The 26,807-nt window shown below is 62.5% G+C and carries 24 protein-coding genes; 8 read left to right on the forward strand and 16 right to left on the reverse strand.

Annotated elements, in window-relative coordinates; genetic code table 11:
• Window positions 1-24 precede the first annotated feature (24 nt).
• Window positions 25-852, forward strand: coding sequence for a potassium channel family protein (locus tag QM596_RS04835; protein WP_283308278.1), 828 nt, complete (start codon window positions 25-27; stop codon window positions 850-852).
• 47 nt (window positions 853-899) lie between these two features.
• Window positions 900-1,586 carry a TetR/AcrR family transcriptional regulator gene (locus QM596_RS04840; RefSeq protein WP_060938009.1) on the forward strand — a complete coding sequence of 229 codons (687 nt, stop codon included), beginning with the start codon at window positions 900-902 and terminating at the stop codon, window positions 1,584-1,586.
• 6 nt (window positions 1,587-1,592) lie between these two features.
• On the opposite strand, the gene QM596_RS04845 is transcribed toward QM596_RS04840, so the two are convergent.
• Window positions 1,593-2,777 carry a metallophosphoesterase gene (locus tag QM596_RS04845; RefSeq protein WP_283308279.1) on the reverse strand — a complete coding sequence of 395 codons (1,185 nt, stop codon included), beginning with the start codon at window positions 2,775-2,777 and terminating at the stop codon, window positions 1,593-1,595.
• 123 nt (window positions 2,778-2,900) lie between these two features.
• Here QM596_RS04845 and QM596_RS04850 point away from each other — a divergent pair, with 123 nt between their 5' ends.
• Entirely contained in the window at window positions 2,901-3,533 is a 633-nt protein-coding gene (locus QM596_RS04850; protein WP_283308280.1) for a GyrI-like domain-containing protein, read from the forward strand.
• Window positions 3,534-3,550: 17 nt separating this feature from the next.
• Here QM596_RS04850 and QM596_RS04855 read toward each other — a convergent pair whose 3' ends face one another.
• From QM596_RS04855 to QM596_RS04880, 6 genes are all read right to left on the reverse strand, one after another.
• Window positions 3,551-3,943, reverse strand: coding sequence for an RNA-binding S4 domain-containing protein (locus tag QM596_RS04855; protein ID WP_029256216.1), 393 nt, complete (start codon window positions 3,941-3,943; stop codon window positions 3,551-3,553).
• Window positions 3,944-3,967: 24 nt separating this feature from the next.
• Window positions 3,968-4,843 carry an oxygenase MpaB family protein gene (locus tag QM596_RS04860; RefSeq protein ID WP_283308281.1) on the reverse strand — a complete coding sequence of 292 codons (876 nt, stop codon included), beginning with the start codon at window positions 4,841-4,843 and terminating at the stop codon, window positions 3,968-3,970.
• Window positions 4,844-5,008: 165 nt separating this feature from the next.
• Entirely contained in the window at window positions 5,009-5,857 is an 849-nt protein-coding gene (locus QM596_RS04865; protein ID WP_283308282.1) for a 3-hydroxybutyryl-CoA dehydrogenase, read from the reverse strand.
• Between the two features lie 92 nt (window positions 5,858-5,949).
• Window positions 5,950-7,107: an acyl-CoA dehydrogenase gene (locus QM596_RS04870; protein ID WP_283308283.1), complete on the reverse strand. Its 1,158-nt coding sequence runs from the start codon at window positions 7,105-7,107 to the stop codon at window positions 5,950-5,952.
• A gap of 159 nt (window positions 7,108-7,266) precedes the next feature.
• Window positions 7,267-7,959, reverse strand: a complete 693-nt coding sequence (locus tag QM596_RS04875) for a TetR family transcriptional regulator (protein WP_283308284.1) — start codon at window positions 7,957-7,959, stop codon at window positions 7,267-7,269.
• Window positions 7,960-8,031: 72 nt separating this feature from the next.
• Window positions 8,032-8,652: a TetR/AcrR family transcriptional regulator gene (locus QM596_RS04880; RefSeq protein ID WP_070795694.1), complete on the reverse strand. Its 621-nt coding sequence runs from the start codon at window positions 8,650-8,652 to the stop codon at window positions 8,032-8,034.
• Between the two features lie 91 nt (window positions 8,653-8,743).
• On the opposite strand from QM596_RS04880, the gene QM596_RS04885 reads away from it, so the two are divergent.
• On the forward strand, window positions 8,744-10,111 hold the full coding sequence (locus QM596_RS04885; RefSeq protein ID WP_283308285.1) for a cytochrome P450: 1,368 nt from the start codon (window positions 8,744-8,746) through the stop codon (window positions 10,109-10,111).
• 15 nt (window positions 10,112-10,126) lie between these two features.
• Here the strand turns inward: QM596_RS04885 and QM596_RS04890 are convergent, their stop codons facing one another.
• Window positions 10,127-11,731 carry an acyl--CoA ligase family protein gene (locus QM596_RS04890; RefSeq protein WP_283308286.1) on the reverse strand — a complete coding sequence of 535 codons (1,605 nt, stop codon included), beginning with the start codon at window positions 11,729-11,731 and terminating at the stop codon, window positions 10,127-10,129.
• A 131-nt stretch (window positions 11,732-11,862) separates the two neighbouring features.
• On the opposite strand from QM596_RS04890, the gene QM596_RS04895 reads away from it, so the two are divergent.
• From QM596_RS04895 to QM596_RS04910, 4 genes are all read left to right on the forward strand, one after another.
• Window positions 11,863-12,729 (forward strand): helix-turn-helix transcriptional regulator, encoded by an 867-nt coding sequence (locus QM596_RS04895; protein ID WP_042952912.1) that lies wholly within the window; start codon window positions 11,863-11,865, stop codon window positions 12,727-12,729.
• Window positions 12,730-12,843: 114 nt separating this feature from the next.
• Entirely contained in the window at window positions 12,844-14,271 is a 1,428-nt protein-coding gene (locus QM596_RS04900; RefSeq protein ID WP_283308288.1) for an amidase, read from the forward strand.
• Between the two features lie 125 nt (window positions 14,272-14,396).
• Window positions 14,397-14,852, forward strand: coding sequence for a DUF6069 family protein (locus QM596_RS04905; RefSeq protein ID WP_283308289.1), 456 nt, complete (start codon window positions 14,397-14,399; stop codon window positions 14,850-14,852).
• A 13-nt stretch (window positions 14,853-14,865) separates the two neighbouring features.
• Complete coding sequence (locus tag QM596_RS04910; protein WP_283308290.1) at window positions 14,866-15,834, forward strand: TIGR00341 family protein; 969 nt, start codon at window positions 14,866-14,868, stop codon at window positions 15,832-15,834.
• Window positions 15,835-15,836: 2 nt separating this feature from the next.
• On the opposite strand, the gene QM596_RS04915 is transcribed toward QM596_RS04910, so the two are convergent.
• From QM596_RS04915 to QM596_RS04950, 8 genes are all read right to left on the reverse strand, one after another.
• Window positions 15,837-16,517: a 3'-5' exonuclease gene (locus QM596_RS04915; protein ID WP_283308292.1), complete on the reverse strand. Its 681-nt coding sequence runs from the start codon at window positions 16,515-16,517 to the stop codon at window positions 15,837-15,839.
• A gap of 122 nt (window positions 16,518-16,639) precedes the next feature.
• Entirely contained in the window at window positions 16,640-17,773 is a 1,134-nt protein-coding gene (gene menC / locus QM596_RS04920; protein ID WP_020909062.1) for an o-succinylbenzoate synthase, read from the reverse strand.
• Complete coding sequence (locus QM596_RS04925; protein ID WP_021345496.1) at window positions 17,763-18,584, reverse strand: GNAT family N-acetyltransferase; 822 nt, start codon at window positions 18,582-18,584, stop codon at window positions 17,763-17,765. The genes menC and QM596_RS04925 overlap by 11 nt, the downstream gene beginning before the upstream one ends.
• Window positions 18,562-19,725 (reverse strand): M20/M25/M40 family metallo-hydrolase, encoded by a 1,164-nt coding sequence (locus tag QM596_RS04930; RefSeq protein ID WP_283308293.1) that lies wholly within the window; start codon window positions 19,723-19,725, stop codon window positions 18,562-18,564. Before QM596_RS04930 ends, QM596_RS04925 begins: the two co-directional genes overlap by 23 nt.
• Window positions 19,722-23,081, reverse strand: coding sequence for a serine hydrolase (locus QM596_RS04935; protein WP_283308294.1), 3,360 nt, complete (start codon window positions 23,079-23,081; stop codon window positions 19,722-19,724). Before QM596_RS04935 ends, QM596_RS04930 begins: the two co-directional genes overlap by 4 nt.
• Window positions 23,078-23,869: an ABC transporter ATP-binding protein gene (locus tag QM596_RS04940; RefSeq protein WP_197941552.1), complete on the reverse strand. Its 792-nt coding sequence runs from the start codon at window positions 23,867-23,869 to the stop codon at window positions 23,078-23,080. Before QM596_RS04940 ends, QM596_RS04935 begins: the two co-directional genes overlap by 4 nt.
• Window positions 23,866-25,746, reverse strand: coding sequence for a dipeptide/oligopeptide/nickel ABC transporter permease/ATP-binding protein (locus QM596_RS04945; protein WP_283308295.1), 1,881 nt, complete (start codon window positions 25,744-25,746; stop codon window positions 23,866-23,868). The genes QM596_RS04940 and QM596_RS04945 overlap by 4 nt, the downstream gene beginning before the upstream one ends.
• Window position 25,747: 1 nt before the next feature.
• Entirely contained in the window at window positions 25,748-26,761 is a 1,014-nt protein-coding gene (locus tag QM596_RS04950) for an ABC transporter permease (protein WP_283308296.1), read from the reverse strand.
• Window positions 26,762-26,807 lie beyond the last annotated feature (46 nt).

Below are 26,807 nucleotides of genomic sequence, written 5' to 3' on the forward strand. Positions count from 1 at the left end.
TAGCAGTGGTGTAAGACTTCTCGGATGAACGAATCAAGGAGGTCGGTGCACCACCGCACTGCGTGGACGTCGAAGCGGTGGCAGCTCACCACCGACATCCCCTTGACCGCTGCGGCCTGCCTGTTCTTGGTGGCGTACGCGTACCAAGTCCTGGCGCAACCGACTGGCTTCCCGCATCGCCTGACCGAATGGATCATGTGGGCCGCGTGGTTCGTATTTGCCGTCGACTACGCAGTTCGCCTGTGGTTGGCTCCTGCACGCGGTCGCTGGTTCGTCAGGCATCTCTTGGATTTGGCGATGGTGGTGCTACCCATGCTGCGTCCCTTGCGCCTCCTTCGATTGGTCACCCTGCTTGCAATAGTCCACCGCTCGAGCGGGCAAAGCTTGCGTGGACGAGTGGTTGTTTACGCCACCGGGGCTACGGCCTTGCTGATCGGTGTCGCGGCACTGGCCATGCTCGACGCCGAGCGGCACGCTGAGGGCGCCGCCATCACGTCGCACGGGACGGCGTTGTGGTGGGCGATGGAGACGGTTACGACCGTCGGTTACGGAGACATGGCTCCTGTCACTACAACCGGGCGCCTGATCGCCGGAGCGTTGATGATCGGCGGAATTGCATTGCTGGGCATCGTGACTGCCACACTCGCTTCCTGGTTGGTCGAGCGAGTGGCGGAACAGGACGAGGCAGGGCAGGCCGCGACGCGTAAGCAGGTGGCAGATCTGTCCGTGGAGGTCCGAGCTTTGGCCACCCGCACGCACCGAGTCGATCTCGCGTCCGTCGATACCGATTCGCTGCGTCGCGAACTGGCGTCGAGGGGAGTCGTGGCGCAGCATGCACCTTCGGACAATTGACCCGCAGTACAGCAAACAATAGAACGATGGTCTGATAATCTTGCGTGATGGTGGCGACCCATGGATTCCAGCGCGCGCGCAGGCCCGAGCAGATCGAAGCACGTCGGTGCGCGATTCTCGACGCAGCTCGCGCGATGCTCGGGTCCAAGCCAGTCGCAGACATCAGTCTGCGTGAGCTCAGTGAGAGCGTCGGCCTCGCGAAGTCGAACGTGCTCCGGTACTTCGACAGTCGCGAGGCCATCTTTCTCGAAGTGCTCGACGAGAACTGGGTAGCGTGGCTGGACGGGTTGTCCGAGTCGTTGACTCCGACCAGTGACGACTCACCGTTTGCCGCTGAAATTCATGTGGCATCCGCGGTTGCGGAATCGCTTGTCTCACAGCGGTTGCTGTGCGAGTTGATGAGTGTCATGGCCGGTGTCCTCGAAAGAAACATCTCCGTCGACTTCGCCCGTGACTTCAAGAGGCGGGCGACGGTCAACTCGGGAAGGTTTGCGTCGCTGGTTCATTCGCAACTGCCCCATCTCTCGGAGGGCGACGCCGCTCAATTCGCCAAGGTAACCCTGGTGATCGTTGCCGGCTTGTGGCCGACTGCCGAGCCGACTGAATCCATGGTCGTCGTACTGAACGAGATGCAGGCGCCCCCGGCCTCCGACATGTTCGCAGTCGGCCTGCGTGAAGGTCTGATCAACCAGCTCGTCGGGTTGTCGGCGCGAGCGGCAACCCGAACGAGCTGAGAACGATCAGGCGCTGTGCAGCGTCAGAACGGTTATCTCGCTCGGTGCGAACACCCTGAAGGGCGGACCCCAGAATCCGGTTCCCCGGCTGGTGTACAGCTGCGTACGTTCTCCGTGCCTGGTAAGCCCGTGCACCGACGGTTGATCGAGTTTCACCAGAAAGTTGAAGGGCCAGATCTGTCCGCCGTGGGTATGACCGGCGAGCTGCAGATCCACTCCCGCGGAAGCGGACTGAGTAACCTGCTTCGGTTGGTGGGCGAGCATCAGGATCGGCAATTCGGGGTCGGAGCCGGCCAGGGCCATGTCGAAGTTCGCGCCGTGCCCGTCCAGTTTCGATCCCAACGCTGTCGCATCGTCGACTCCGGCGATGACCAGTCTGTCTCCGCCCTTGGTGACGACGAGGTGGCGGTTGTGCAGCGCGTCCCAGCCGATCGAGGTCATGTAGTCGAGCCACTCCTGAGCCTCGTGGAAGTACTCGTGATTGCCGGTCACGTAGACGCGAGCGAGCCCGGCTTCGACCGATGCGAGGGGGGTCGCTTGGCCGAGGCGCTGCTCTACCGTTCCGTCGGCGATGTCACCGACGTGGGCCACGATGTCGGCGTCGAGATCGTTGACTGCCGCGATCACGCGCTCGGACCACTTCTCGCGATTGATCGGCCCAAAGTGAGTGTCGGTGATCGCGACTACCCGAAGTTTGTCCATTCCCGCACCAAGGCGGGGGATGGTGACGTCGACCTGCTTGATCCGTGGCAGTCTCATGGCTTCCCGGTAGCCCCAGATCAGCAGAAGGGCCGAGATGATCAGTGCGGCAACGGCGACGATTCTCGATCGAAGCGGGTCATCCACGCCGCCGACGAGCAGTCCGAGCCTCAGAACTTCGCCGAGCAGGGTCCACACGAACACGACCCAGATGATTCCGAGGAGTGCGTCGCCGATCAGGCGAACTGGATCGCGGTCGGTGTGTCCGTGGCTGAGCACCATGCTCGCAGGCAGGGCGATCAAGAGGGCGGCAAACAGAACGGTGCCGAAAACTGCCACCGCCGCCGGCCAGTCCGGCCGGATGAACAAGCTCCACCATGGGTACACGAACAACAGAGCCAAGATCGACGCGACAATCGCGGATATGGCAACGATCCGCAACGGTCTGCGGCGCGGAACTCGAGCGACGTCGGTCGCCTGGGGTGTAGTCACCCCGTCCAGAGTAAAGGTCCACTGGTCTATTAACAAGGGGACAGTGGTCCGCTATCGGGATGTCGGTGTTCTCGGATAGGTTTCCGAACGTTGAAACTCGGCCAGTGATCAGGTGGGTGGCGCATGGAGAAGTACGACGTCAAGAAGGCATACAAGGATCTCTACTCGCCTGGGCGCCGCGATTTTGCCCTCGTGACCGTTCCCCGCTTCGGCTACTTCGCCGTCGACGGTCACGGCGACCCCAACACTGCCACCGAGTACTCCGAGGCGCTCGAAGCGCTGTATTCGGTGTCCTACTCGGCAAAATTCGCGAGCAAGAAGGAATTGGATCGCGACTTCGTCGTTGGCCCGCTGGAAGGGTTGTGGCGGGCAGATGATCCCGAGGTGTTCGTGACACGGGACAAGGCGGCTTGGGATTGGACGATGATGATCTCGCAACCGGAATGGATCGCTCAGGCCGAACTGTCTGCGGCGATTGCAGCAGTCCGAGCCAAGGCAGTGCGGGCCAAGAAGGAGATTGCCGCTCTCGACAAGGTCAGGTTTCTCGAGTTGGAGGAAGGTCTGTCCGTCCAGATTCTTCACGTCGGCTCGTACGACGACGAAGCTCCCACCTTGGACCGGCTGCACAACACGTTCATCCCGTCGAACGGCTTCAGTTTCAACGGCGATCATCACGAGATCTACCTCAGTGATGCGCGCCGGACGCCGCCCGAGAAACTGAAGACGGTTCTGCGTCAGCCTGTTTCGAGGTCGTGACGCGTTCGAGGCGGTGGTTACGGCTCGAGGCCGCGCAACTTCTCGAGGTCACGTCGCTCGCGCTTGGTCGGTCTGCCGGCGCCGCGATCACGTCGCGGAATGGACGCAATCAGTTCGGGCGGTGGTGGGGGCGGCGAATTGTCCTGCAGGCAATCGGCGGCCAGCACCGCGCTGACTCGCTTCGTGATCGGCTTGACCACGACGACAATGCGTTCGATGCCGGATACACGCACCCGCACCTCGTCGCCGGCTTTCACCTGCTGAGCCGCCTTTGCCGACGTTCCATTGACCCGAACGTGTCCCGATCGGCAGGCCGTCGCCGCCTGCGAGCGTGTCTTGAACAGCCGAACCGCCCACGTCCAGCTGTCCACGCGGACACTGATCGCGTCGGAGGGGAGTTGGGCTGGCACGCACTCCAGCCTACCGACGAGTGCTCACAGACCCTGCGCGCGGATGCCCGAGTAGGCGCGCGGCGCATACCGCAGTCGTAGCGGCAGCAGATGCCAGAACCGATCTGTCAATGTCAGGAAGCGGGCGAACCAGAAGTACATCCGTTCGTCGCGCGGCGTCCATTCCCATTCAAGGGTCTTGCGTGCCTTCTCCGGCATCAGTGCCTTGCCGATCCAGTTCGCCACGGCCATCGTGGGGCGAGAGCTAAGACGCCACAGCCATGTCGGAACCTTCGGAGCCGGTGCGATGTCGTGCTCGGCGATGTGTGTCGACCACTTCGTGGTGTGGGTGTTGATCAACTGGTTGTCGAGCATGTCTTCCCAGTACATGCGGAAGCTGGCGTAGTCGTCGAAAGCCGGCCGATCGGTGAGTCCGTAACAGCGCCACCAGGTTACGGCCTCACGGACAAGTTGGTCCTTCTGCTCCTGCGTGAACTTCTTGTACGCGAATCGCTCGTTGAAATCGAGAATCACCTCGAAGAACGTGACGTGTGTCCACCAGAAAGTGTCAGGAGCGAGGGCGTGGTAGCGCCCGCCGGTTTCGTCGATTCCTTTGAGATCGGTGTGGAAGTTGCGAACGAGCGTGCCTGTGCCCTCTTCGGTCCGGTCGTACACGACGCCGTAGATGGGCGGCAGGGAGCGGAACAGGCGGTCGAGCGGGTTGTCGAAGAAATTCGAATGATCTTGCAGCGCTCCGCTTACCGCGGGGTGCATGTTCTGCAGGGTGCCTGCGCGTCCGAGGTACAGCAGGCCGCGAACGTCGCCGAAGTGTGTCCATGTCAGGGAGCCGGGGCCGATCGGATCGGCTCGTAGTTCTCGAGGCTTGGGTCGACGAGTGCCGGTGTCCGCATCGCTGCTCATCTGGGTGCCCCTCCGCCTGCCATCATGTGACAACGGTTGTTGTCACATGATGACTTTTGCCGCGCTACACGAATTTGTCAATCGATTCGACAAGATCTGTCCGAAAAACAACTCCGGCCCCTCACCTGCAACAGGTGAGGGGCCGGAAGAGTGAAGCGGTCGGACTCAGGCGTATTCGTAGAACCCGCGACCGGTCTTCTTGCCGAGACGACCGGCGTCGACCATGCGGCGAAGCAGCGCCGGCGGAGCGTAGTGCGGTTCTGCGAATTCCGCGTGCAGGGACTCTGCCGCTGCGAGGGCAATGTCGAGACCGACGGTGTCGAGCAGCGTCAGCGGACCCATCGGGTAGCCGCAGCCGCCCTTCATGGCCTCGTCGATGTCTTCTGCTGTGGCGTAGCCGGATTCGAGCATCCGGACTGCCTGGCACAGGTAAGGGATGAGCAGAGCGTTGACGATGAAGCCCGAGCGGTCGCCCGCGCGAACCGTCTTCTTACGCAACGTGTTCTTGGCGTAGTCGGTGACGGCGAGGACGGTCTCTTCGGACGTCGTGAGGCTGACCACGATCTCCACGAGCGGCATGACCGGCACGGGGTTGAAGAAGTGAACGCCCACAACCTGGCCGGGGCGCGAGGTGGCCTTGGCGATCTTGATGACGGGGATCGACGAGGTGTTGGTCGCCAGAATGCCTGCAGGCTTGACGATCTTGTCGAGCTTGCCGAAGATCTCGTACTTGAGAGCTTCGATCTCGGGAGCCGCCTCGATCACCAGGTCGCGATCGGCGAACTCTTCCATGTCCAGGGTGACGCGAACGCGTGCGATGGCGGCGTCGGCGTCTTCCTGCGTGATCTTGCCCTTGGCTACGCCGCGGTTGATCGACTTGGCGATCCGTTCGCGAGCAGCGGCGGCAAATTCTTCCTTGGTTTCGAGCACCAGTACCGAGCTACCGGCTTTTGCACAAACTTCGGCAATGCCGGCACCCATGGTGCCGCCGCCGATTACGCCTACGAGTTCCACGATTCTCCTCAAGATTCTTCAGACAGGGGTCAAGCCCCCGTGCGCGGTTAAGGAGTCTATGGACTGCCTGACCGCGCACAGGGCCGGAGGCCCTACTTCAGTAGCGCACGCGACATCACGACGCGCTGAATCTGGTTTGTGCCTTCGTAGATCTGCGTGATCTTGGCGTCGCGCATCATGCGCTCGACCGGGAAGTCGGTGGTGTAGCCGGCGCCACCGAACAGCTGTACGGCGTCGGTGGTGACCTCCATGGCAACGTCGGAAGCGAAGCACTTCGCCGCAGCGGAGATGAAACCGAGGTTCTTCTCGCCGCGCTCGGCGCGAGCAGCGGAGGTGTAGACCATCAGACGTGCGGCTTCGACCTTCATTGCCATGTCCGCGAGCATGAACTGAACAGCCTGGAAGTCGCTGATGGACTTGCCGAACTGCTTGCGATCCTTGGTGTATGCCAGAGCTGCGTCGAGTGCGCCCTGGGCCAGGCCGACAGCCTGAGCGCCGATGGTGGGACGCGTGTGGTCGAGGGTCTCGAGTGCCGTCTTGAAGCCGGTGCCCGGTTCGCCGATGATGCGGTCGCCGGGGATGCGGCAGTTCTCGAAGTACAGCTCAGCGGTGGGGGAGCCCTTGATGCCGAGCTTCTTTTCCTTCGGTCCGACGACAAAGCCCTCGTCGTCCTTGTGGACCATGAAGGAGGAGATGCCGTTTGCGCCCTTGTCGGGATCGGTGACAGCCATGACGGTGTACCAGGTCGACTTGCCGCCGTTGGTGATCCAGCACTTGGAACCGTTGAGGATCCAGTCGTTGCCGTCAGCCTTCGCGCGGGTACGCATCGAAGCGGCGTCGGATCCGGCTTCACGCTCGGACAGTGCGTACGACGCCATTCCGCCGTTCACGAGGTCCGGGAGCACCTTGGACTTGAGCTCTTCGGAACCCTTGAGGATCAGGCCCATGGTGCCGAGCTTGTTCACGGCGGGGATCAGCGAGGAGGAGCCACAGACGCGGGCGACTTCCTCGATGACGATGCAGGTGGCGACGGAGTCGGCGCCCTGGCCGTCGTAAGCCTCGGGAACGTGGATGGCGTTGAAGCCAGACGCGTTGAGAGCGGTGAGCGCTTCCTCGGGGAAACGTGCGTTCTCGTCGACGTCCTTGGCGTACGGCGCGATTTCCTTCTCGGAGAGTCCGCGGATAGCAGCCCGCAGTTCGTCGTGCTCTTCGTTCAGTGCGAAGAGATTGAAATCCGGGTTTCCTGCCATGGGAACGCTCCTTGGTGAAGGTTGCTTGAAGGCGGTCGGTGCGGCTCCGGCGTTACCGACGAGATTCGCGGACAGACCGGTGCCAATGACCCCAGTCAAACACGGCACTGAGTGCCAGGTCAAGGGATGGGCGTGTGAAGTTCCGGTGCACGATCGGTGTCAGCCGAGTTGTTCGTGGATTTTTCTGCTGATCTCCTCGGCGGAGGTGCCCGGTGGAAATGCCACTACCAGCACAGACTTCGATTCTGGCGTGCTGGTCTTGGACCCGGGCGCCACGCCGTACGTCCGCCGAACGTCGAGCAATGCCTGGCTCAGCGCATCGGCTGTGGCGTCTTCGTCGCCTTTGATCATGCTTCGCAAGAGGTAGTTGTGGCACGCGGTGACAGCTGCGGCAAAACCGACAACCTCGAGGACCGGTTCGCGGGGAACAGCGCTGCGCAGGTAGTCGACGAATAGGCGCTCATAGCGGAATCCGGTGACGAGTTCGCGGTCGCGAAGAGCCGGAACATGCTGTACGACGCGGTATCGCCGCATCGAAAGGTCACGGTTCCGGCGGAAGAAATCGAAGACCAGTCCCGCGGCCTCGCACACGGACGCCCAGGGGTCGGCGGAATCGGACGCGAGGAACTCGGCGACGTGTTCGAGGAGGGACTCGTGATCGGCGAAGATCACGTCTTCCTTGGAACGGAACTGCCGGAAGAACGTCCGGCGCGACACACCGGCGGCAGCGGCGATCTGCTCGACGGTGGTGGCTTCGTACCCGTTCTCCGAGAACAACCGGATCGCTTGAGACGCGACGTGTACCCGAAACTGTGCGGGGTCAGTTCCGGGCAGGTCTGCGCGTTCACTCATGGGGACAAGTATTGCGCCTGTTCGCGCCATCCCGGTGTGGCGGGCAGCAACCGCATGCCGATGGGTTCCATCTCAACGGTGTGCGGTGGACGTGAATTGGTAGGTTGCCGCCTCGACGATCTCGTCAGGGGTAATAGCGATCTCCTCGTTCAGCCACGCGGTGACCAATTCAGCAAGGCCCCCGACGAAGAGCAGTCCGTTGATCTGACCTTGATGAGATGGCCAAGCTCGGTCGCCGTACATTCGCGAGGCTTCGTCCGCGACCATTTGCGCGAAGCCGTGCAGTACCGCACGCCGGTGTGCGCGAAGGGGCTCGTATGCAGCGGATTCGATCATTGCCACACGCCCCTTGCGGGGATCGTCGGTGAGGAGGGTGACGAACGACGCGATGGCATCTCGTACGCGCTGCTCGAGCGTCCCGTCGCTCGCTCGTAGTGCGGTCATGCCGGCGTCGCGAACCTCGTCGGCAATTCCGTCCAGTATTGTTTTCAGCAGTTCGTCTCTGCTGGAAAAACTTTCGTAAAAGTAGCGTTCCGTCAACTTGGCTCGCGCACAGATCGCGGTCATCGTGGCGCCTCGACTGCCTGCGACAGCGAATAGTTCCAGCCCTGCCTCTAGCAAGCTCTCGCGCCGCAATGCTGAGCGCTGGTCGCCGCTGAGGCCGGCATACCGCCGCGGCGTCGGAGAAGTCATAGGTCGATATTGACAGACGCAACCACTGTGACGCAGACTACAGTCAATCTGACAGGATGCACTGTCAGATTGAGCGAGAGTAGAGGTCGCAGTGTCCAAGATCCTGGCTCGTCCCCCCGTGAACTCGCAGTTGCACCCGATTTCGGGCCGTTCCGGGCTGCCTCTCGTCGGGCACGCTCTTGCATACATCCGCGATCCACTCGCATTGATGCAAGAGAACTGGGATCGATACGGCGAGGTCTCTTGGTTCTCGATGGTCGGTCGGCAGTGGATCGCTGTTCTCGGACCCGACGCGTGCCAGGAAGTGCTGCAGAACAAAGATCGGGCTTTTGTGAACAGCGACGGCTGGTCGGTGCTTATCGGCCCCTTTTTTCACGGTGGGCTGATGCTTCTCGATTCGGAAGAACATCTACGGCATCGTCGAATCATGCAGCAGGCGTTCACTCGGACTCGGATCGAGAAGTGTGTCGACGTTCTCAATCCGGCAATCGACTCGGCGCTCGACACATGGACCCCCACTGACGGATTTCGTGCATACACAGCGCTGAAGACACTCACCCTCGATCTCGCCACCGACATCTTCATGGGCGGTGCGGAAGGAAGTACCGAAAGCGAAATATCTTCGGTGAAAAAGGCTTTCGTGGATTGTGTGCAGGCGGCTACTTCTCTGGTCCGCTACCGCGTGCCGGGGACCAGATGGAAGCGAGGACTCGACGGCCGCCGGGTCCTCGAAGACTTCTTTCGTCGCTACCTGCCGGCGCGTCGAGCTCGCGCAACCGATGATTTGTTCTCCGTGCTTTGTCACATCGAATCCGAAGCGGGACAACGCTTCAGTGACGACGAAGTGATCGACCATATGATCTTCCTCCTGATGGCCGCACACGACACTTCGACGATCACCCTTTCCACGATGATGCAATATCTAGGTCAACATCCGAAGTGGCAGGACAGGTGCCGTGCCGAGTCGCTCGCTCTGGGGACCTCGACGCCCAGCTATGCAGATCTCGACGGCCTGAGCAGCCTTGACCTGGTGATGAAGGAATGCCTCCGACTCGTCTCTCCCGTACCGGTCATGGCGCGGCGAGCGGTCCGCGACACTCAAGTACGGGGTCACTTCGTGCCTGCGGGAACGTATGTTTCTGTCGCCCCTCACTTCACGCACCACATGGCGCAGTACTGGCCTGATCCCGAGCGTTTCGATCCCGAACGTTTCGCCGAGAATCGACGCGAAGACAAGGTTCATCGGTACGCGTGGGAACCGTTCGGCGGTGGAGTGCACAAATGTCTGGGAATGCACTTTGCCGGTGCCGAGATCAAGGCAATCATGCACCACCTCCTCATGCGCTTCGACTGGAACGTCGACGCAAAATACGTCGCTCCGCTCGACTTCACGTCCTTGCCGTTCCCTTCGGACGGGCAACCTGTCGATCTGCGCCGACGTCACAGTTCGGTGCCCTGAGACCCTACGGCCGAATTACTTCGACGCACGCAATTGGAACTTGAGAACCTTGCCGGTCGGGGTGCGAGGAAGGTCGAGTGGAAAGACGATGTCGCGGGGAACCTTGTACCCGGCCAGCAATGCACGGGTGTGCTCGACGATGTCTTCGGCGGAAGCCTGTAATCCCTTGCCCAGCACCACGAATGCCTTCGGGCGCTCGCCCCACTTCTCGTCGGGAACGCCGACGACTGCCACGTCGATCACGGCAGGGTGACTCATGATCGCCTGCTCCACCTCGACGGTGGAGATGTTCTCACCGCCCGAGATGATGATGTCCTTCGCGCGGTCCTTGAGCTGGATGTAACCGTCGGGATGCATGACGCCGAGGTCGCCGGAATGAAACCAACCACCGGCAAATGCTTCGGCGGTCGCGGCCTCGTCACGGTAGTAACCGAGCATCACGTTGTTGCCGCGGAGCACGATCTCACCCATGGTCTGGCCGTCGGCGGGAACGTCGTTCATCTCGTCATCGACAACGCGAGCATTTTCGGCCTGCACCATGCCGACACCCTGACGGGAAAGAAGTGCCGCGCGCTCGGACTGCGGCTTGTCGTCCCAGGCTTCCTGGTACTCGCAGATCGTGTAAGGGCCGTATACCTCGGTGAGGCCGTAGACGTGAACGACGGTGACACCGATGTCTTCGAGTTTTCCGATGATCGTCGGTGACGGGGGAGCGCCGGCGGTGGTGATGTGCAGGGCGTCGACCTTGTGGGCCTGGTCCGCGTCGGCGATGGTGGAGCAGACGGTAGGAGCGCCGCACAGATGCGTCACGCCCAGATTGTCGATGGCGTCCCAGATCGCGTCGGCGCGGACCGCGCGCAGGCAGATGTGCGTGCCCGCGGCCTGCGTGACGGCCCAGGGCGTGCACCACCCGTTGCAGTGGAACATCGGCAGTGTCCACAGATACTTCGTCGATCCGTCGAAGCCGTTGTGGAAGGTCTCGCCGAGCGAGTTCAGGTACGCCCCGCGGTGGGAGTACATGACGCCCTTGGGTTTTCCGGTGGTGCCAGAGGTGTAGTTGATGGCGATGCACTGCTGCTCGTCGTCGACGCCCCAGTGCAGTGGCTGATCGGTGAGAGCCTGACCTTCGGCAATCAGATCGGCGTACTGCCCGGTGACGATTCCGGTGGGGACCTCCGGGGACGGGACGGTGGAGTCCGGGATCTCGATGATCTCGCGCAGGCTCGTCACGTTCGCCTTGGACGAGGTGACCGAGCCGACGAATTCGGAGTCGACGAACAGGATCGTGGTTCCCGAGTGATCGAGGATGTACTCGAGTTCGGGACCGGCGAGGCGTGAGTTCAGGGCGATCAGGACTCCGCCGGCGAGTGGGACGGCAAAATGCGCGAACAGCATCTCGGGAACGTTCGGCGCCAGGTATGCAACGCGGTCACCGGGCTGAATGCGTTCACGCAGGACGCGGGCCAGCGCTGCGACCTCGTCACCGAACTCTCGGTACGTGTAGGTCCGGTCGCCGTGAATGACGGCGGTGCGATCGGGGAACACCGCAGCGCTGCGCTCGAGAAAGCGCAGCGGACTGAGCGGGGTGTTGTTGGCTGCGAGAGCTGTCGAGACAGACACGGTTCCTCCGAAGGCGACGTGACACGGTTGGTGTCACGGTAGTTGTGATCGGCACTACAAATGGCCTGGATGCACGCTATTGCCCAGTCAAAGGTGCCGCTACCCTCTGAATTGGGTATGTGGAGGTGAGAGTGAGCAGGGTACTGAGACCGAGCGACGACGACGCGTTGCGCGCCGAACTGCGTCGACTGCACCCCCGAACCGAGTTGCCGGTTCTGTTCGGCGGTTGTGTCGACGACCGGTCGCTGACCATCACCGGCTACGTCGGGACTCGTAGCAACATCCTGCGAAATTTGAAGATCGACGCCGAATGCGGACTGGGTGGTCGTGCGATCGCAGAACAACGACCGGGCGCGGTGCAGGACTACGCGAACTCGTCGCACATCACCCACGACTACGACTACGAAGTGGGCACCGAAGCCATCGAATCCTTGATGGCAGTCCCGATCGTCGTACGCGGGGTTACTCGCGGAGCGATCTACGGAGGACTGCGCGCCAACCTGCCGATCGGCGACGTGATCGCCGAGACGATGATGCGATCGTCGTACGCGTTGGCCCGCGAATTCGAGATTCGCGACGAAGTGGATCGTCGGGTGGCGATGCTCGATACCGCTGCGGTGGAACATGGTTCGAATCGCGATGCCCAGATATCCGAAGGGTTGACCGAGAGCGTCCTGGCGCTCGGCGAGATCGCGGCGAACCTCGAGGACATGGCTCTCAGCGCGCAGGTCCTCGCCGTCGAGGCAAAGTTGCGGGCGTTGGCGTCGCCGAAACCTTCCGCGAACACTCCAGTCGCGAACACCGTTGTCCTGTCGCCCCGCGAGCGGGAGGTGATGGGCTACGTAGCTCTGGGACTGCGCAATGCCGAGATCGCCGAGAGGTTGTCCCTGAGCGTCGAAACGATCAAGACGTACATGCGGAATCTGATGGGAAAACTCGACGTCCGCAGTCGGCACGAAGCAGTTGTGGAAGCGCGGCGGCAGGGCTTGATTCTGTAAGGCTGAATCGGTGGGCCGGTCCCGCCAAGCGGAATTTCAAAGCTACGCCTTCGCCATGGTTGGTATGACGGACCTCACTATCGGCAGAGTTCGACACGAGTGATGAGGGCATCGATGCAGGATTTGTTCGACAACAACGACATGACCGGCCTGGCCGAAGCGATCAAGAGCGGCGACGTCTCCGCCAAGGAAGTTCTCGAGTTCAGCCTGGACAGACTCGACGAGCGCAACCCGGCAGTCAACGCGGTGATCAGTGAGCGTCGCGAGGAGGCACGCAACGAGGTATCAGACGGCTTGCCGGAAGGTCCACTGCACGGCGTCCCTTTCGTGATCAAAGACCTGGGCATGGACGTCGCAGGATTGCCGAGCACCAACGGATCTCGATTGTTCGCCGATGCTGTGGCAGAAAAAGATTCGACGCTCGTGGAGCGGTACCGTGAGGCCGGTCTGGTTGTCATCGGCAAGACGAACACCCCGGAGTTCGGTAAGAATGCGAGTACCGAACCTGCGCTGTTCGGGCCTACCCGCAACCCTTATGCCCTTGATCGTTCACCCGGCGGATCTTCGGGTGGCACGGCTGTAGCTGTTGCCGTCGGGATCGTGCCCGGCGGCCATGCCAGTGACGGCGGTGGATCGATCCGTATTCCCGCATCGGCCTGTGGCTTGGTAGGCCTCAAGCCCAGCCGTGGACGTACTCCGACGGCACCGGCGCGCACGCTGTTCTCGTCGCCGATGAGTGTTCATCACGCACTCACCCGAAGTGTCCGCGACACTGCACTGCTTCTCGATCTCTCCGCCGGACCGACTGTCGGCGATCCTTACGTGATCCTGGCGCCGAAGCGGCCGTACGTCGAGGAAGTTGGTGCGGATCCCGGACGGTTGCGGATCGGTCTGAGTAACACTCTTCCTGATGGCACCCCGGTGGACCCGCAGTGCTCGGCCGTCACAACCAGTGTTGCCGGCCTGCTCGAAGACCTCGGTCACGATGTCACCGAGAGTGCCCCGAACTTTCCGCTCGATGCGCTCACTGCCGGGCTTTCCGTGTTGATGGGCATTCCGATGACGATCGAGGTCGACGAACGACTCGAGGCCCTGAACCGCGCAATCCGCGACGACGACCTCGAACCGATGGCTCGGATGATCTACGACCGCGCGAAGTCCGAAAGTGCGACGAACGTCGTCAAGGCATTGCAGGAACTCGAGCGGGCCGCCCAGGTGATCGGTGCGTTCTTTGTCGATCACGACCTGTTGCTGACGCCGACGATGGCTCGACCGGCAGCTCCGCTCGGTCTGCTCGATACGGCAAATCCCATGTCGATCTGGGAGCATTCGGCCGGGTACAGCGGTTTGACCAGTCCGTTCAACAGTTCAGGTCAGCCCGCGATTTCCTTGCCGATGGGTCATGACACGGCCGGCGTTCCTATCGGCGTGCAGTTGGTGGGTGCGTTCGGGCGTGAAGATTTGCTGATCCGGGTTGCGTCGCAGCTCGAGGTGGCGCGCCCGTGGAGCATTGCCCCAGTGTGGCCGCCCGTCCCGGCGTAGCCCAGGCACCGTCGAAGAGTCGAGAACACCGTACTTTTCACCCGTCGAGGGTGAATGTGGGCCGTCCCGAAACGCATACAGTTCGGAAGGACAGCCCTATCCGGTATCGGTGAAGGAGTCTCTCGATGAGCCAGTTCCAACCAGACAGTCCGGCGACTCCCGCCGTCAATGCACAACGACTGTGGGCGGGCGGGGCCGCAACTGCGCTCGTCGCGGCCCTGGCCGCGGTCGTCGGACTACTGATCGTGCGGGGAATCCTCGACACTCCGGTCATCACACCGGAGCGGATGCCGGGGAATTCCCAAGCCGGCTCGGTTGCTCTCAGCGCCGCGATCGCAGCGCTGGTCGCTACCGCACTTCTGCATGCGTTGATGGTGTCGACGCCACGTGCGTCGAACTTCTTCGCGTGGATCGGAATCCTCGCAACGATCGCCACCGCGCTGTGGCCGTTCACGATCGCAGCGACCACCGCATCGCGAGTCGCCAGCGCCGCAATCTACTTCGTCGTCGGTATCGCGATCGTCTCGTTGCTCACCGGGGTCGCAGGGTCAGCGCAGACCACTCGCCGTATCGGCGTGTGATGGAGTATCGACCGTGAACGGGGTGGTTCCGCAAGCACAACGGCGCACATTGGCGGAGCTCGACGAAAAGCTCAATTTTTCGGTGGGGGACCGAGATTCGAAGCGATCCGCCTTCTGGGTGATGCTGACGCTGTCTGCCGTGATCGCCGTGGCCGGTGTCGTGGGCGATTCCACGGCAACCGTCATCGGAGCGATGATCGTCGCTCCCTTGTCGACGCCGATTCTCGGGGTCGGGTTGGGCATCACAACTGGCCAAGGCGCTTTGGTGGGGCGGAGCCTGGTCTATGTCGTCGGTGGTATCTGCCTCGTCGTCGTATTGGGTGTCGCGTTCGCTCAGGTATTGCCGAATCCCTCCAACGTGCTGACCAATTCCCAAGTGCTTGGGCGTACTTCGCCGACGTTGATGGACTTGACGGCAACACTTGCGACCGGTTTGGTCGGGGCCATCGCGATCGCGCGCAAGGATGTCGGCGACGTACTTCCCGGTGTTGCCATCGCAATTTCGCTTGTCCCACCGTTGGCGGTGGTAGGTGTCTGTCTCGGCTCGGGGTCACCGAGTTTGGCGGTGGGCGCGTTTGTACTGTTCACATCGAACGTGGTTGCCATGATCATCACTGCGACAGGCGTGTTCGTCGCAGCTGGGTACGCGCGCGACGCCGGGATCTTGAAGACGTCGCGGCGGCGGGCATACCTCGTGCTTGCCGCTCTGTTGATCGTCGTCGCGATTCCGATGGTCGGCAACTCCCTGTCGTCGTTGTGGGCGAGGCAGATCGGGAGCGCGGCGCAACAGTGGCTCGCAGACACTCCGGGAGCCGAGGTCACCGATGTCACCTGGCAGGGCAGCACCGCCACCATCGACGTGCTCGGCCCGGAAACCCTTCCCCCACTGGATGAACTGGAGGCATCGATCGACGCACTGATTCCGTGGAACCCGGACGTGCAGATCGTCCATACCGTCGGGACGAGGATCGCGGCGGGGTGAGGTCAGGCGATAACGCGAATCGGCCACTGGCCGTTGACGTCTCCCACGTCCCGGCCCTGGCTGAGTAGGTACTCGGCGAAATCACGCTGGCGCTCGGCGTGCCAATCGGCTTGATCGACCATGAGATCGAGCCCCAGGAGGTCGGGGAACCTCACGGCCAACTCGCGGGCCAACGCCGCCGCCGCTTTGGCATCGGCCTCGGCTTCGTGCGCCGACTCCAATGAAATTCCGTAGTGCTCGCACACAGCCGCAAGCGTTCGCTTGCCCTTGCGGAACGTATCCATCGCCCGATCGATCACGTACGGATCAATCACCAACCCGGGAACGAATGCGGGCTTGCCGATGCGCAGACCCTCGGCATGCATGACCGTCAGATCATAGGAGGCATTGAACGCCACGACGGCGTGATCGCGCGCCCAGGAATTGTGCAGAGCATCGCGAATCTCTTCGTAGCCCTCGGCGTAGTTCTGGCCGTGCCGCGTCGCGTACTCGGTGCTGATTCCGTGAATAGCCGAAGCGTCGGCGGGGATATCGACGCCGGGATCGAGTAACCACGTGCGTGTTTCGACATTCGAACCGTCGATGACCGCGACGCAGGCACTGACGATGCGAGCGGTCGACGGATCCCGCCCCGTGGTCTCGAGGTCGAACGCGCAGATCGGGCGATCGGACCAGCTACTCATCGGGGGCCTTTCGGTGCAGAACGTCATGTCCGAATCACTATGCACCTCCCTACCGACAGAAACGACGAACAGCCACCTCCGCCGGGTGAAGGTGGAGGTGGCTGCTGCGTGACTGTGTGGACCTACAGAGTCTCGGTTCCGACCGTGAAGCGATCCATGACGTCTTCACGTGGAGTCACACCGAAGCCCGGTCCCTGCGGCACGGCGATGTGGCCGTCCTCGATGACAAACGGTTCGGTGATGTCTTCCTTGTAGAAGCGATCGGACGCCGAGATGTCGCCGGGCAGCGTGAACCCGTCCAGCGCCGCGAGGGCCGCGTTGGCGGCGCGGCCGATTCCGGTCTCGAGCATTCCGCCGCACCACACCGCGATACCGTGTGCCGAGGCGAGATCGTGGATGCGCTTGGCTTCCAGATATCCACCGACACGGCTCGGCTTGATGTTGATGACCGAAGCGGCACCGAGCGTGATGGCATCCGCCGCATCCTTGGCCGACTCGACCGACTCGTCGAGGCAGATCGGAGTCGAGAGGGACTGGGCGAGCTTGGCGTGCTGCACCAAATCGTCCTCGGCCAGCGGCTGTTCGATGAGGAGCAGTGCGAATTCGTCCAGGCGACGGAGCAACTGCGCGTCGACGAGGGTGTACGCGGCATTTGCGTCGACCTGCAGAGGAACGTCGTAGCCGAACTCCTTGCGCACCGCAGCCACGGGAGCGATGTCCCAGCCCGGCTTGATCTTCAGCTTGATTCGCACGTACCCCTGCGACAGATAGTTGCCGACGGTCTCGAGCAGCTGAGGGATGCTGTCCTGGATGCCGACGGACACTCCCGAGGGAACTCGTGTGCGCGTTGCACCGAGGTACCGAGCGAAAGATTGTCCACGAGCGCGCAATTCGGCGTCGAGGATTGCCATTTCGATGGCCGACTTGGACATCTGGTGACCCACGATGTGGTGAAGCACGCTGCCGACCGTCTCGGCCGAGAGCGGCTGATCCGACTGCGACTTACGCAGCGTCGGAACGAGATACTCGCGAAGCATCGCCCGCGCACCGGCGGTGTACTCCGAGTTGTAGTACGGATCGCTCAGCGAGCCGCACTCGCCCCAGCCGACAGTCTCCACCGGGCCATTGGGGCCGTCGGTGGTGCCACTCACCTTCAGGACGAGGGTGTTGCGCTCGAGTTGGGTGCTGAACGACGTGGTGAAGGGGGAGACGAGAGGGATGCGCAGTTCGCGCAATTCGACGGACTCAATGTGCATGGACTTGCTCTTCTCCGGTTGTCTCGCAGATTTTCGTGAACATGTAATAGCCGCTGGGGTCGAAGCCGGTCGATTGCCATTCCTTCGAGGCGATCAGTGGTTCGAGGTACTCGCGAAGCGCGTGTCGCCAGGCGAAGGCAGAAGCGCGGTCGACGGTTCTCAGATGCTCTATGTCTCTGGGTATTCCGACCGCGATGTCGACGCAGTCGGGTGGGATCGGGAGCATCCGAGGCGTCCCGTCTTCGGTGGGTTGGAGCACTTTGAATGTATCATCAACGGCCACAGAAGAACTCGGAGCTCCGTCGGCGTCGAGATCCCAGCTGACCAGCATGCGGTCGCTGGCGTCGCCGGCATTGATGCCGTCTGCCATCGATCCGTAGAAATCCGGGTTGTATTCGGCGGGTTCGGCACCGAGACGCTGGATGTTGAAGTAGGCATTTCGTGCGACGAGTGGATCGAAGGTCCACCGGATCGTCCTGACGCCGCGCTCGATGCACCAGTCACGCTGATGATGCTTGAGGGCCCGGCCGATTCCCTTGCCTGCATGCCCGGGTAGAACTCCGGCGATGTGTGAGTGCAGGACCTCGCCGAGAGGCTCGACGAAGAATCCGACGCAACCTCCGATCATTTCGCCTTCAGAGAAGGCTCCCACCACGTAATGACCACCGTGGTGAAGCGCAACCAACATCGCCGTTCCGAAATGAGCCGGTCCGGGACTTGTAGCCCAGATCTCGTCGAAAACGGCAGACAGATCAGCTATTTCGCGGGTGTCGACCAGTTCTCGAAACTCAACCGCTTTGCTTTTCGACACGAGGGCCCCCTTCAGACGTGATCGAACGAATAAGGCCCGCAACCAACGCCGTTCTCGGGGCGATAGCGGACACGAGCGCATGCTCGGTCTCGGCGTGTGCACCGCCGCCGACGCCACCGAGGCCGTCGAGGGTGGGGATACCGATACCGGCAGTGAAGTTTCCGTCCGAGGCTCCGCCTACGGCGAGCCCGACGGGAGGAGTCAGATCATGCTCGAGCGCAACACGTTCCGCCAACGCCAGCAACGGTGCGGACATCGTCGCTTCGAGAGGTGGACGGTTGACGCCACCCGAGACCGTGACTACGGCTTCGGGGTGGATTGCCTGCAGGGCTCGGATATTCGCATCGACCCGTTCCTGCTCGGCAGCGCTGGTTGCGCGCACGTCCACATCGACAAAGGCCTCTGCCGGAACGGTGTTGGTCGTAGTTCCGGCTGAAATGACGGTCGGGGTGACGGTGGTTGCCTGCGCCGGCGAGGACAAGTCGTTGATCGCGATCACGAGACGAGCCAGTTCTACTGCAGCGTTGATGCCCTTTTCCGGCTCCAGCCCGGCGTGGGCGGCGCGACCGGCAACATGGATCCGATACAGAGACACTCCCTTGCGGACAGTCTTCAGTTCGCCGCCGTCTCCGCCGGCCTCGAGAACCAGTACCGCGCCCGCCGCGAGTTTCTCGATCAGTGACCGCGACGTGGGCGAACCGATTTCTTCGTCACCGGTGACCAGGAGTGTGATTCCGTCGAGTGCATCGTCGCCGTGCAACTCTCGGACGATGGCGAGGGCGTGGATTGCCTGAACGACACCAAGTTTCATGTCGAGGCCACCCGGACCTCGAAGTGCGCCGTCGGTGACCGCTGCGGGTAGGCGCGTCAGGGTTCCGATCGGCCACACGGTGTCGTGGTGACCGAGCAGCATCAGCCGCGTCGGTGAGCTGCCGAAACGGGTCACCAGATGGGTTCGGCCTTCCGTCACTATCGACTCCGGTGTCACTCCGAGTCGTTCGTGGACAAGGTCTGACGTCCACTTCGCGCTGCGGGCAACAGCTTCGAGATCGTGCGACGGCGACTCGACTTCGATGAGCGCGATGACGTCCTCGAGGATCTGAGGAAGTTGGCGCTCGGCCAGATCGCGGAGAATGGTCATCGGTTGTTCACTCGCGGATACGCGCGGCTTCCGACGTGTAGCAATTGTGTACTCCCGGTGTCGGAGAAAGTGATCCGGATCCAACCCGCTGATTGAGGTAGTTGGGTCGCGAATACTCCAGGGTGAACTTCGATCAGGCTGAGAGAGACGGACTCTGCGCTTTCGGCGTTGACCGAAGGGTCGATGTGATCGGTGCGGCGGGCGGTCAGGGAACTCCCGGTCCTTTCCAGGACGAAATCGGCAGCAGCATCGCGGTACAGACCGCACAGCGCATCGAGTTCCTCAGGTGAGGACGTGGTGCGGGCGGCGGGGTCTCCAGGCGAAAATGCCGGTGTCACGGCGACGCCGCCGATGGAACCGATCACTTCGGTGAGAAGGTCGCCCGAGAGAGCGTCCATCGCACCGCCGTTGGCCATCAGGACTACCGCAATGCCGCAGGACGGGACCACCCGCAAGAAGGACTGCTGTCCGAGGGTTCCACCGTTGTGACCATGCGCCAGCACCCCGTCCCAATTGTGCAGCAGCCACGTGGTTCCCATGATGTCTGCAGACGACACCTCTCCGATCTGGCGGCGCTCCTCGAGCATCGCCAGATGGGTGGACCGCTGAAGCAGAATCGGATCCTCGCGCATCGAATCCTGCGCGAACAGAAGAAGGTCCTCGGCGGTGCTGTTGATGAGACCGGCGGGGCCCATCGAGCGAGGGATGAGGAATTGTGGTGTCTGCGCGAGATTGTCGGCACCGCCGACATGCCCGACCGCAGCGCGGTGCAGTGCCGTCTCCTCGGGCAAGGTCGTGGTCTTGGTCAGGCCGAGCGGCTCGATGATCCGCTCACGCAGAACCGCGTCCCAACTCTTGCCTCGGAGAACCTCGATGATTCGTCCGGCGATGACGAAGCCGGTGTTGCAGTACGACCAATCGGTACCGGGTGCGAAGAGCTGCACCGTCGATGCCAGGGCTGCGACGTATCGCTCGACGCAGTCGTCGCCGCGTCCGCCGTCGATGAAGACGTCACCGTCGATGCCACTGGTGTGAGTCAACAGGTGGCGAGTGGTGACCGTTTCAGTGGCTACCGCGTCGGCAACTGCGAAGCCCGGCAGAATGTTCCGGACAGGCGAGTCGAGGTCCAGTAATCCTTCTTCGACGAGTTGCATGATCAGGGTGGCCGTCCAGACCTTGCTGATCGAACCCATCTGGAACAACGTGTCGGGAGTGGCCGCGACACCGGTGCGGGTACTGACGACACCGGACGTCACCACGGTGCGGTCGAAACCGCTGCGGGTAGTGGTCAGAATTCCGAGCGAGGCACCGGGTACCCCGTACTTCGCGCTCAGGGTGTCGAGTCGGTACTGCCAGTAGTCGGGATCGACCGTGGTCAGTGCCGGCGTAGGCGAGAGATGACGTTCGATCCAGTCGACGAGACGGGTGCTGTAATCCAGACGGTGGGAGGGTCGACCCGTCAGCACAAAGGCATGCGACGCGCCCGGGAAGACCACCAGTTCGGTCGGGGTGCCGGCCAAACGCAGTCCACCGAACCACTGTTCTGCCTGGTTGACCGGGCAGCGGACGTCGCTACCGCCGTGAAGTATCAGCGTCGGTGTCGTCACCTGGGAGACTCGCCCCAGCGGCGAAAGTTCCTGTACCCGAGATGACTGCGGGTCGAATTCGACCGTCTGCAGCAAGATGCCTTCGTCCGAGGGGCCCGCCGTGTTCGCGATGTCGCAGACAAGGCCGCCAGCGACTGCGACGGCAAACCGATCGGTGACGGACGTCAGGGCGCACGTCATGAATCCGCCGTAGCTGTAGCCCGTGAGCACCAGTTGCTTCGGATCGGCCATCCCTTCGGCGACAAGGGTTTCGACTGGTTCGAGCAGGTCGGCGCGATCCGCCTCACCCCAACCGTCACGCACACCGTCGAAGAACTCGTTGCCGTAGCCGTCGCTTCCCCGCGGATTGATCATCAAGACCGTGTATCCGAGCGCGACCAGTTCCGCGTGGTACGCGTGCATCGGGGTGGGTGTACCGGTCCAGGCATTGTGTGGTCCGCCGTGGACGTCCAGAACCAGCGGACCGGCGCCCGTGACGTTCGGGTCGCGCAGGATCCAACCCTGAACACGGGTGCCGTCGCTGATGTCGAACCAACGCTCGGAGGCGACTGGAAACGCGACGGAAGTTGTCAGTTCCGTGTTCAATTCGGTGACGGTTTCGACTGCACGAGTCTCGGGGTCGATGACGGCGACCTCACCGAAGGACGTCGCCGTTGCCAGCGCGACGACGGCCTTCTCGGACGTCAGGGCAAGACCGAAGACCACTGTCTGTTCTCCGGTGAGAAGTGGTGAGACGGAGCCTGATCCGAAATCGACCTTGTGCAGTTCGGTGGAGCCGTGGTTGCGGATGCAGAAGACGATGTCGCCGTCGGCGGTGAAACACGGTGCGCCACCGGGATAACCGGTCCCGCCAGGCATGACGTTTCGGTCGAGTTCGGATGTCAGACTGCGGTCTTCCACTCGCTGGTCGCGGTGCAGGACAAGAAGTTCGTTGTTGTGAATGATCGGCGTGTGCCAACCGACTGCTACGACGGCGTCGCCGACAGGTGTCCACGTAAGTGGTCCGGCGATGCCGCGTGCGTGCCCCAGCATCCGCGGAGCCGAGGCGAGATCAGTCAGCGATACGGTCCACGCGGAGCTCGCCCGTGTCAGATCGGCATTGCCGTCCATCGCCGCGGTGAAAGCAAGTTCGGTGCCGTCGGGGCTGTACGCGGGATGCGAAGCGTCCCAATCGCCGTCCGTCAGTTGCCGAAGCGAGCCGGCGGCCAGATCGAACTCGAACAAGTGCGCCCGAACGCTGCCCCGGACACCGGATCCGTCGACCTTGTAGTTGAGGCGTTTCGCCACCAAGAGGTGTGACGATCCGGCGGCAGTGCGGTCGACCGGGGCACTGAAGGCGATTCGAGCACCGTCGGGAGAGAACACTGGTGCCCCAGCGCCGAGCGGGAGCTGCGCCGTGGTGGTCATCTGAACGGCGGGCCCGCCGGTGGCGTCGACCTTCCACAGTTGCGGTGTGCCCGAGGAATCCGGCCGAACGAAGACCAACAGCGTGGAAACGGGATGCCATGCCGGCGAGGTGTCGGCAGGTCCCGCGGTGAGCTGTAGTTGCGGGGAAGCCAACCAGATCGAGTGCTCGTTGGTATCCGCGGCCGGATTCGCTTCGGTACGTACGTATGCAATGCGTCCCGACGCCGAGACGGCGATGCTGGTCGGTGTGACCACGGACGCGTAATCCTGGATTCTCGCCGAACGACGTTCTTCGGCACGGGCTACGGCAGCGGGGGAGTCGAGAGTGGTCGGCGTTGTCATTGGAACATCGGCTCCCCGAAGGTCGGGATCGCGGACAACAGCTTTGCCGTGTACGGCTCCTTGGGCGAATCGATCACGTCGAGAACCGGCCCGTGTTCGACGATCTCGCCGCCGAGCATGACTGCGACGTGGTCACAGACATAGCGGATCACCGCCAGGTTGTGACTGACGAACAGAACCGTCAGACCTAGCTGCTTCTGCAGATCCACCAACAGATTCAGAACCGCGCCCTGCACGGACACGTCCAGAGCGGAGGTGATTTCGTCTGCAAGCAGAACTGCCGGTGCGGCTGCCAATGCCCGCGCGAGGGCAACGCGTTGGCGCTGACCACCAGACAACGACGACGGGTATTCGTGCGCCTTCTCCACCGGCAGTTGGACGGTGCTGAGGAGTCGAGCCACCTCGGCAGCGCGGTCGCCGCGGCCGCGGCGAGCTTTGTCACGACGCTCGGTGGACCGCAGAGCCTCGGCGAGTGACTGGCCGATGGTCATTCGCGGGTCGAGGCACGAGTACGGATCTTGGAAGACCATCTGGATCCGGTGGCGCAGACGAGCCGTCGCGCCGCGGGCGTGAGCGACGTCCACACCGTCGAGAAGGATCTGGCCGGAACTGGGCTCGGCCAAGCCGACAGTTGCTCGGGCCAGTGTCGACTTTCCGGAACCCGATTCACCGACGAGACCGACCACCGATCCGGAGGGGATGTCGAGATTGATGTTCTTGACGGCGTGGAATTTTTTCGAACCGCTACCGAGGTGGACGTTGACGTCACGGAATTCGAGCCTGCTCATCGGATCTCCTCTGCAACAGCCAACAGTTCTTCCAACTCGATGTCGGCGGTGCTCTCCTCGGAATCGAGGCTCTCCACCTGCCAGGCTTCGTCGACGGTGGCAAGCGGCTTGTCGCGATCGGTGCTCATGGTGGGGACCGCGGCGATCAGCGCGCGGGTGTACGGATGCTTTGCACGACCGGCGATCAGATCGTCGACTGCGATGTCTTCGACGATTTCGCCGGCAAACATGACCAGGACACGGGTGCACATGCCGGTGATGACGGCCATATCGTGCGAGATGAGAAGGATTGCGGCGCCGGTTTCTTCGCGAACCTCGTGGAGCAGTCCGAGAACCTCACGCTGAACGGTCACGTCGAGCGCAGTGGTGGGTTCGTCCGCGATGATCAGAGCGGGCTTGCCCATCAGACCCATGGCGATCATCGCGCGCTGACGCATACCGCCGGAGAACTCGTGGGGGTACTGCTTCGCACGCCTGGGAGCGTCGGGGATCTTGACGGCGTTCAGTCGCTCGACTGCCGCCTTCTTCGCGTCGACCTTGCTCATACCTTCGTGGAGCCAACCGATCTCGGCGACCTGGTATCCGACCTTGAGAGACGGATTCATGGACGACATCGGATCCTGGAACACCATCGCCATACGTGTGCCGAGTTGGCGGGCAACCTTGCGCGAAGCCGCGTTGTCCGGCCGCTTCCCGTCCTTCATCAGCACGGTGCCGTCGAACTCGATGAGCCCGGCGTCGACCACAGTGGGGTGGTCGGTCAGCTGCGCGATTGCCATGCAACTCAGTGACTTTCCGGAGCCGGATTCACCGACGATGCCCACGGTTTCGCCGCGATGAACTGTAAAACTGATGTTGTCGACGGGGCGACGCCAGTCGTCACCCGCGGGGACTGCGACGGACATGTTGCGGACGGTGAGAACTGCGTCCTCGTCACTGGGCGCCGAATCGGCCTGGGCAGTTTTCCGGTTGATCGGCTTCCACTTCGGCAGGCGACTGCTGATCGGGCTGCGAACTCCCGCGCCGCGAGCAATGGCCTCGCCGAGCAGCGTGAAGGTCAAGCCGGCGAGCACGACGGCGATGCCGGGGGCAAGTGCGGTGGCCGGGTTGACGAAGATCTTCGACAGACCTTCGTTGAGCATCCGGCCCCAGTCGAATGCAGGCGGCTGAATGCCCAAGCCGAGGAACGAGAGTCCGGCGAAGACCACCAGGCCGCTGCCGACAGCGATGCTGGCATTGACGATGAGTGGTTCACGGATATTGGGGAGAATGTGGCGGAACAGCAGCCCCGGCTTGGTGACCCCGAGGATGCGTGCTGCGTCGATGAAGTCGCGTCCGTTGACCGACGAAGCCAGTGCGTACGTCAACCTCGCGAACGGCGAGGCCAGGGCGAGACCGATGGCGATCACCGCGCTGCCCGCACCCTGTCCGAGAACGACCAACAGGAAGATCGCGAGGAGCAGTCCGGGGAATGCGATGGCGAAGTTGAGGAATGCCACGACCATTCGTCCGACCCAGCGGGGAGCGAGCGTCGGGAGCGTACCGAGTATCAGGCCAATTGTGACACCGAGTGCGACGGCTCCGAGAGCCATGAGCACCGACAGTCTCGCGGCGGTCATCGTGCGGGCGAAGACGTCACGCCCGCCGGCGTCGGTGCCGAAGATGTGCTCGGAACTCGGTCCCTGAGAGAGTGCCTTCGGGTTGGCTGCGACAGCGGCGTCACCCCAGATCATCGGTCCGAAGATGACGAGGGCGATCAGAGCGGTCAGGAAGGTGAGGGCCAGGATTCCCAATGGGGTGCGGAACGTTCCGACGATCCAGTGTCGTCGCGGGGGCGTCTTGGGGGCCGCAGTGGGGGCCGTAGGTGAGGTGCTCAACTCAGTTCTCCCGAATTGTGGATCGTGGGTCGATGAGAGCGAGCACCACGTCGACGATGAAATTGATGAGAAGGACGATGGCGCCGTAGATCACGACCAGTGTCTGGGCGAGCGGGTAGTCCTTCTCGGTGATGGACTTGACCAGCGCCATGCCCATGCCGGGCCAGGCGAAGATGCTCTCGATGAGCACGGTGCCGGCAATCAGACCACCCAGGAGGAGTCCGGCGAGCGTCAGCGTCGACGTCATGAGGTTGGGCATTGCATGACGGAAGTAGATTCGTGCCACGGGCATTCGCTTGGCGCGCGCCGTACGGATGTAGTCCATGTCCAACACGCCGAGTGCCTCTGCACGGACGATGCGCGACATCGAGGCGATGGCACCGATCGACATGGCCGCGACCGGGAGGATGTAGCTTTCCGGTCCACCTCGGCCGGCGACGGGCAGAACAGGGAACGTGACGGCAAAGAGGTAGACCAGCGCCGTACCGAACATGAACTCGGGGATCACGGCGATGGTGCCTGACGTTGCGGTGTAACCGATCTCGACTCCGCGTCGTCGACCGTTGCGGGTCAGTGCAGCGAAGATGAGGCCGATCGGAATGCCCAGTAGCAGCACCGTGACGACTGTGAGTACAGCCAGTTCGAGTGTTGCAGGGAGGCGGGACGCGATCACCTCGAAGACCGGAGTCCTCAAGGTGATCGAGTCACCGGGATTCCCGCTCAGCAACCCGCCGACGAATCGGAAGTACTGCTGCCACAAGGGAAGGTCGTAACCGAGCTGAGACCTCGTTGTCTCGACCAGTTCGACCGGTGCGTTCATTCCCAGAGCCAACCGAACCGGGTCGCCCGGAATCAGTTGGAGCATCAGGAACGCCGCAGTCACCAGCGCCCAGAGTGAAATCACGAAGGTGCCGAAACGACGCAGAAGATATGCGGGCCAGCTGTCGGACTCGAGCCACTTTGCTCGAGCCTGAGGCGCCGCTTCTGTTTTCGCGGCTTCAATAGTTTGACTCATGGGCTGTCTTTCCGGAGGGCGGGATGCTGGGGCGGGAAGATCTTCA

This window comes from Rhodococcus sp. IEGM 1406, assembly GCF_030056745.1.
GTDB classification, from domain to species: Bacteria; Actinomycetota; Actinomycetes; order Mycobacteriales; family Mycobacteriaceae; genus Rhodococcus_F; species Rhodococcus_F erythropolis.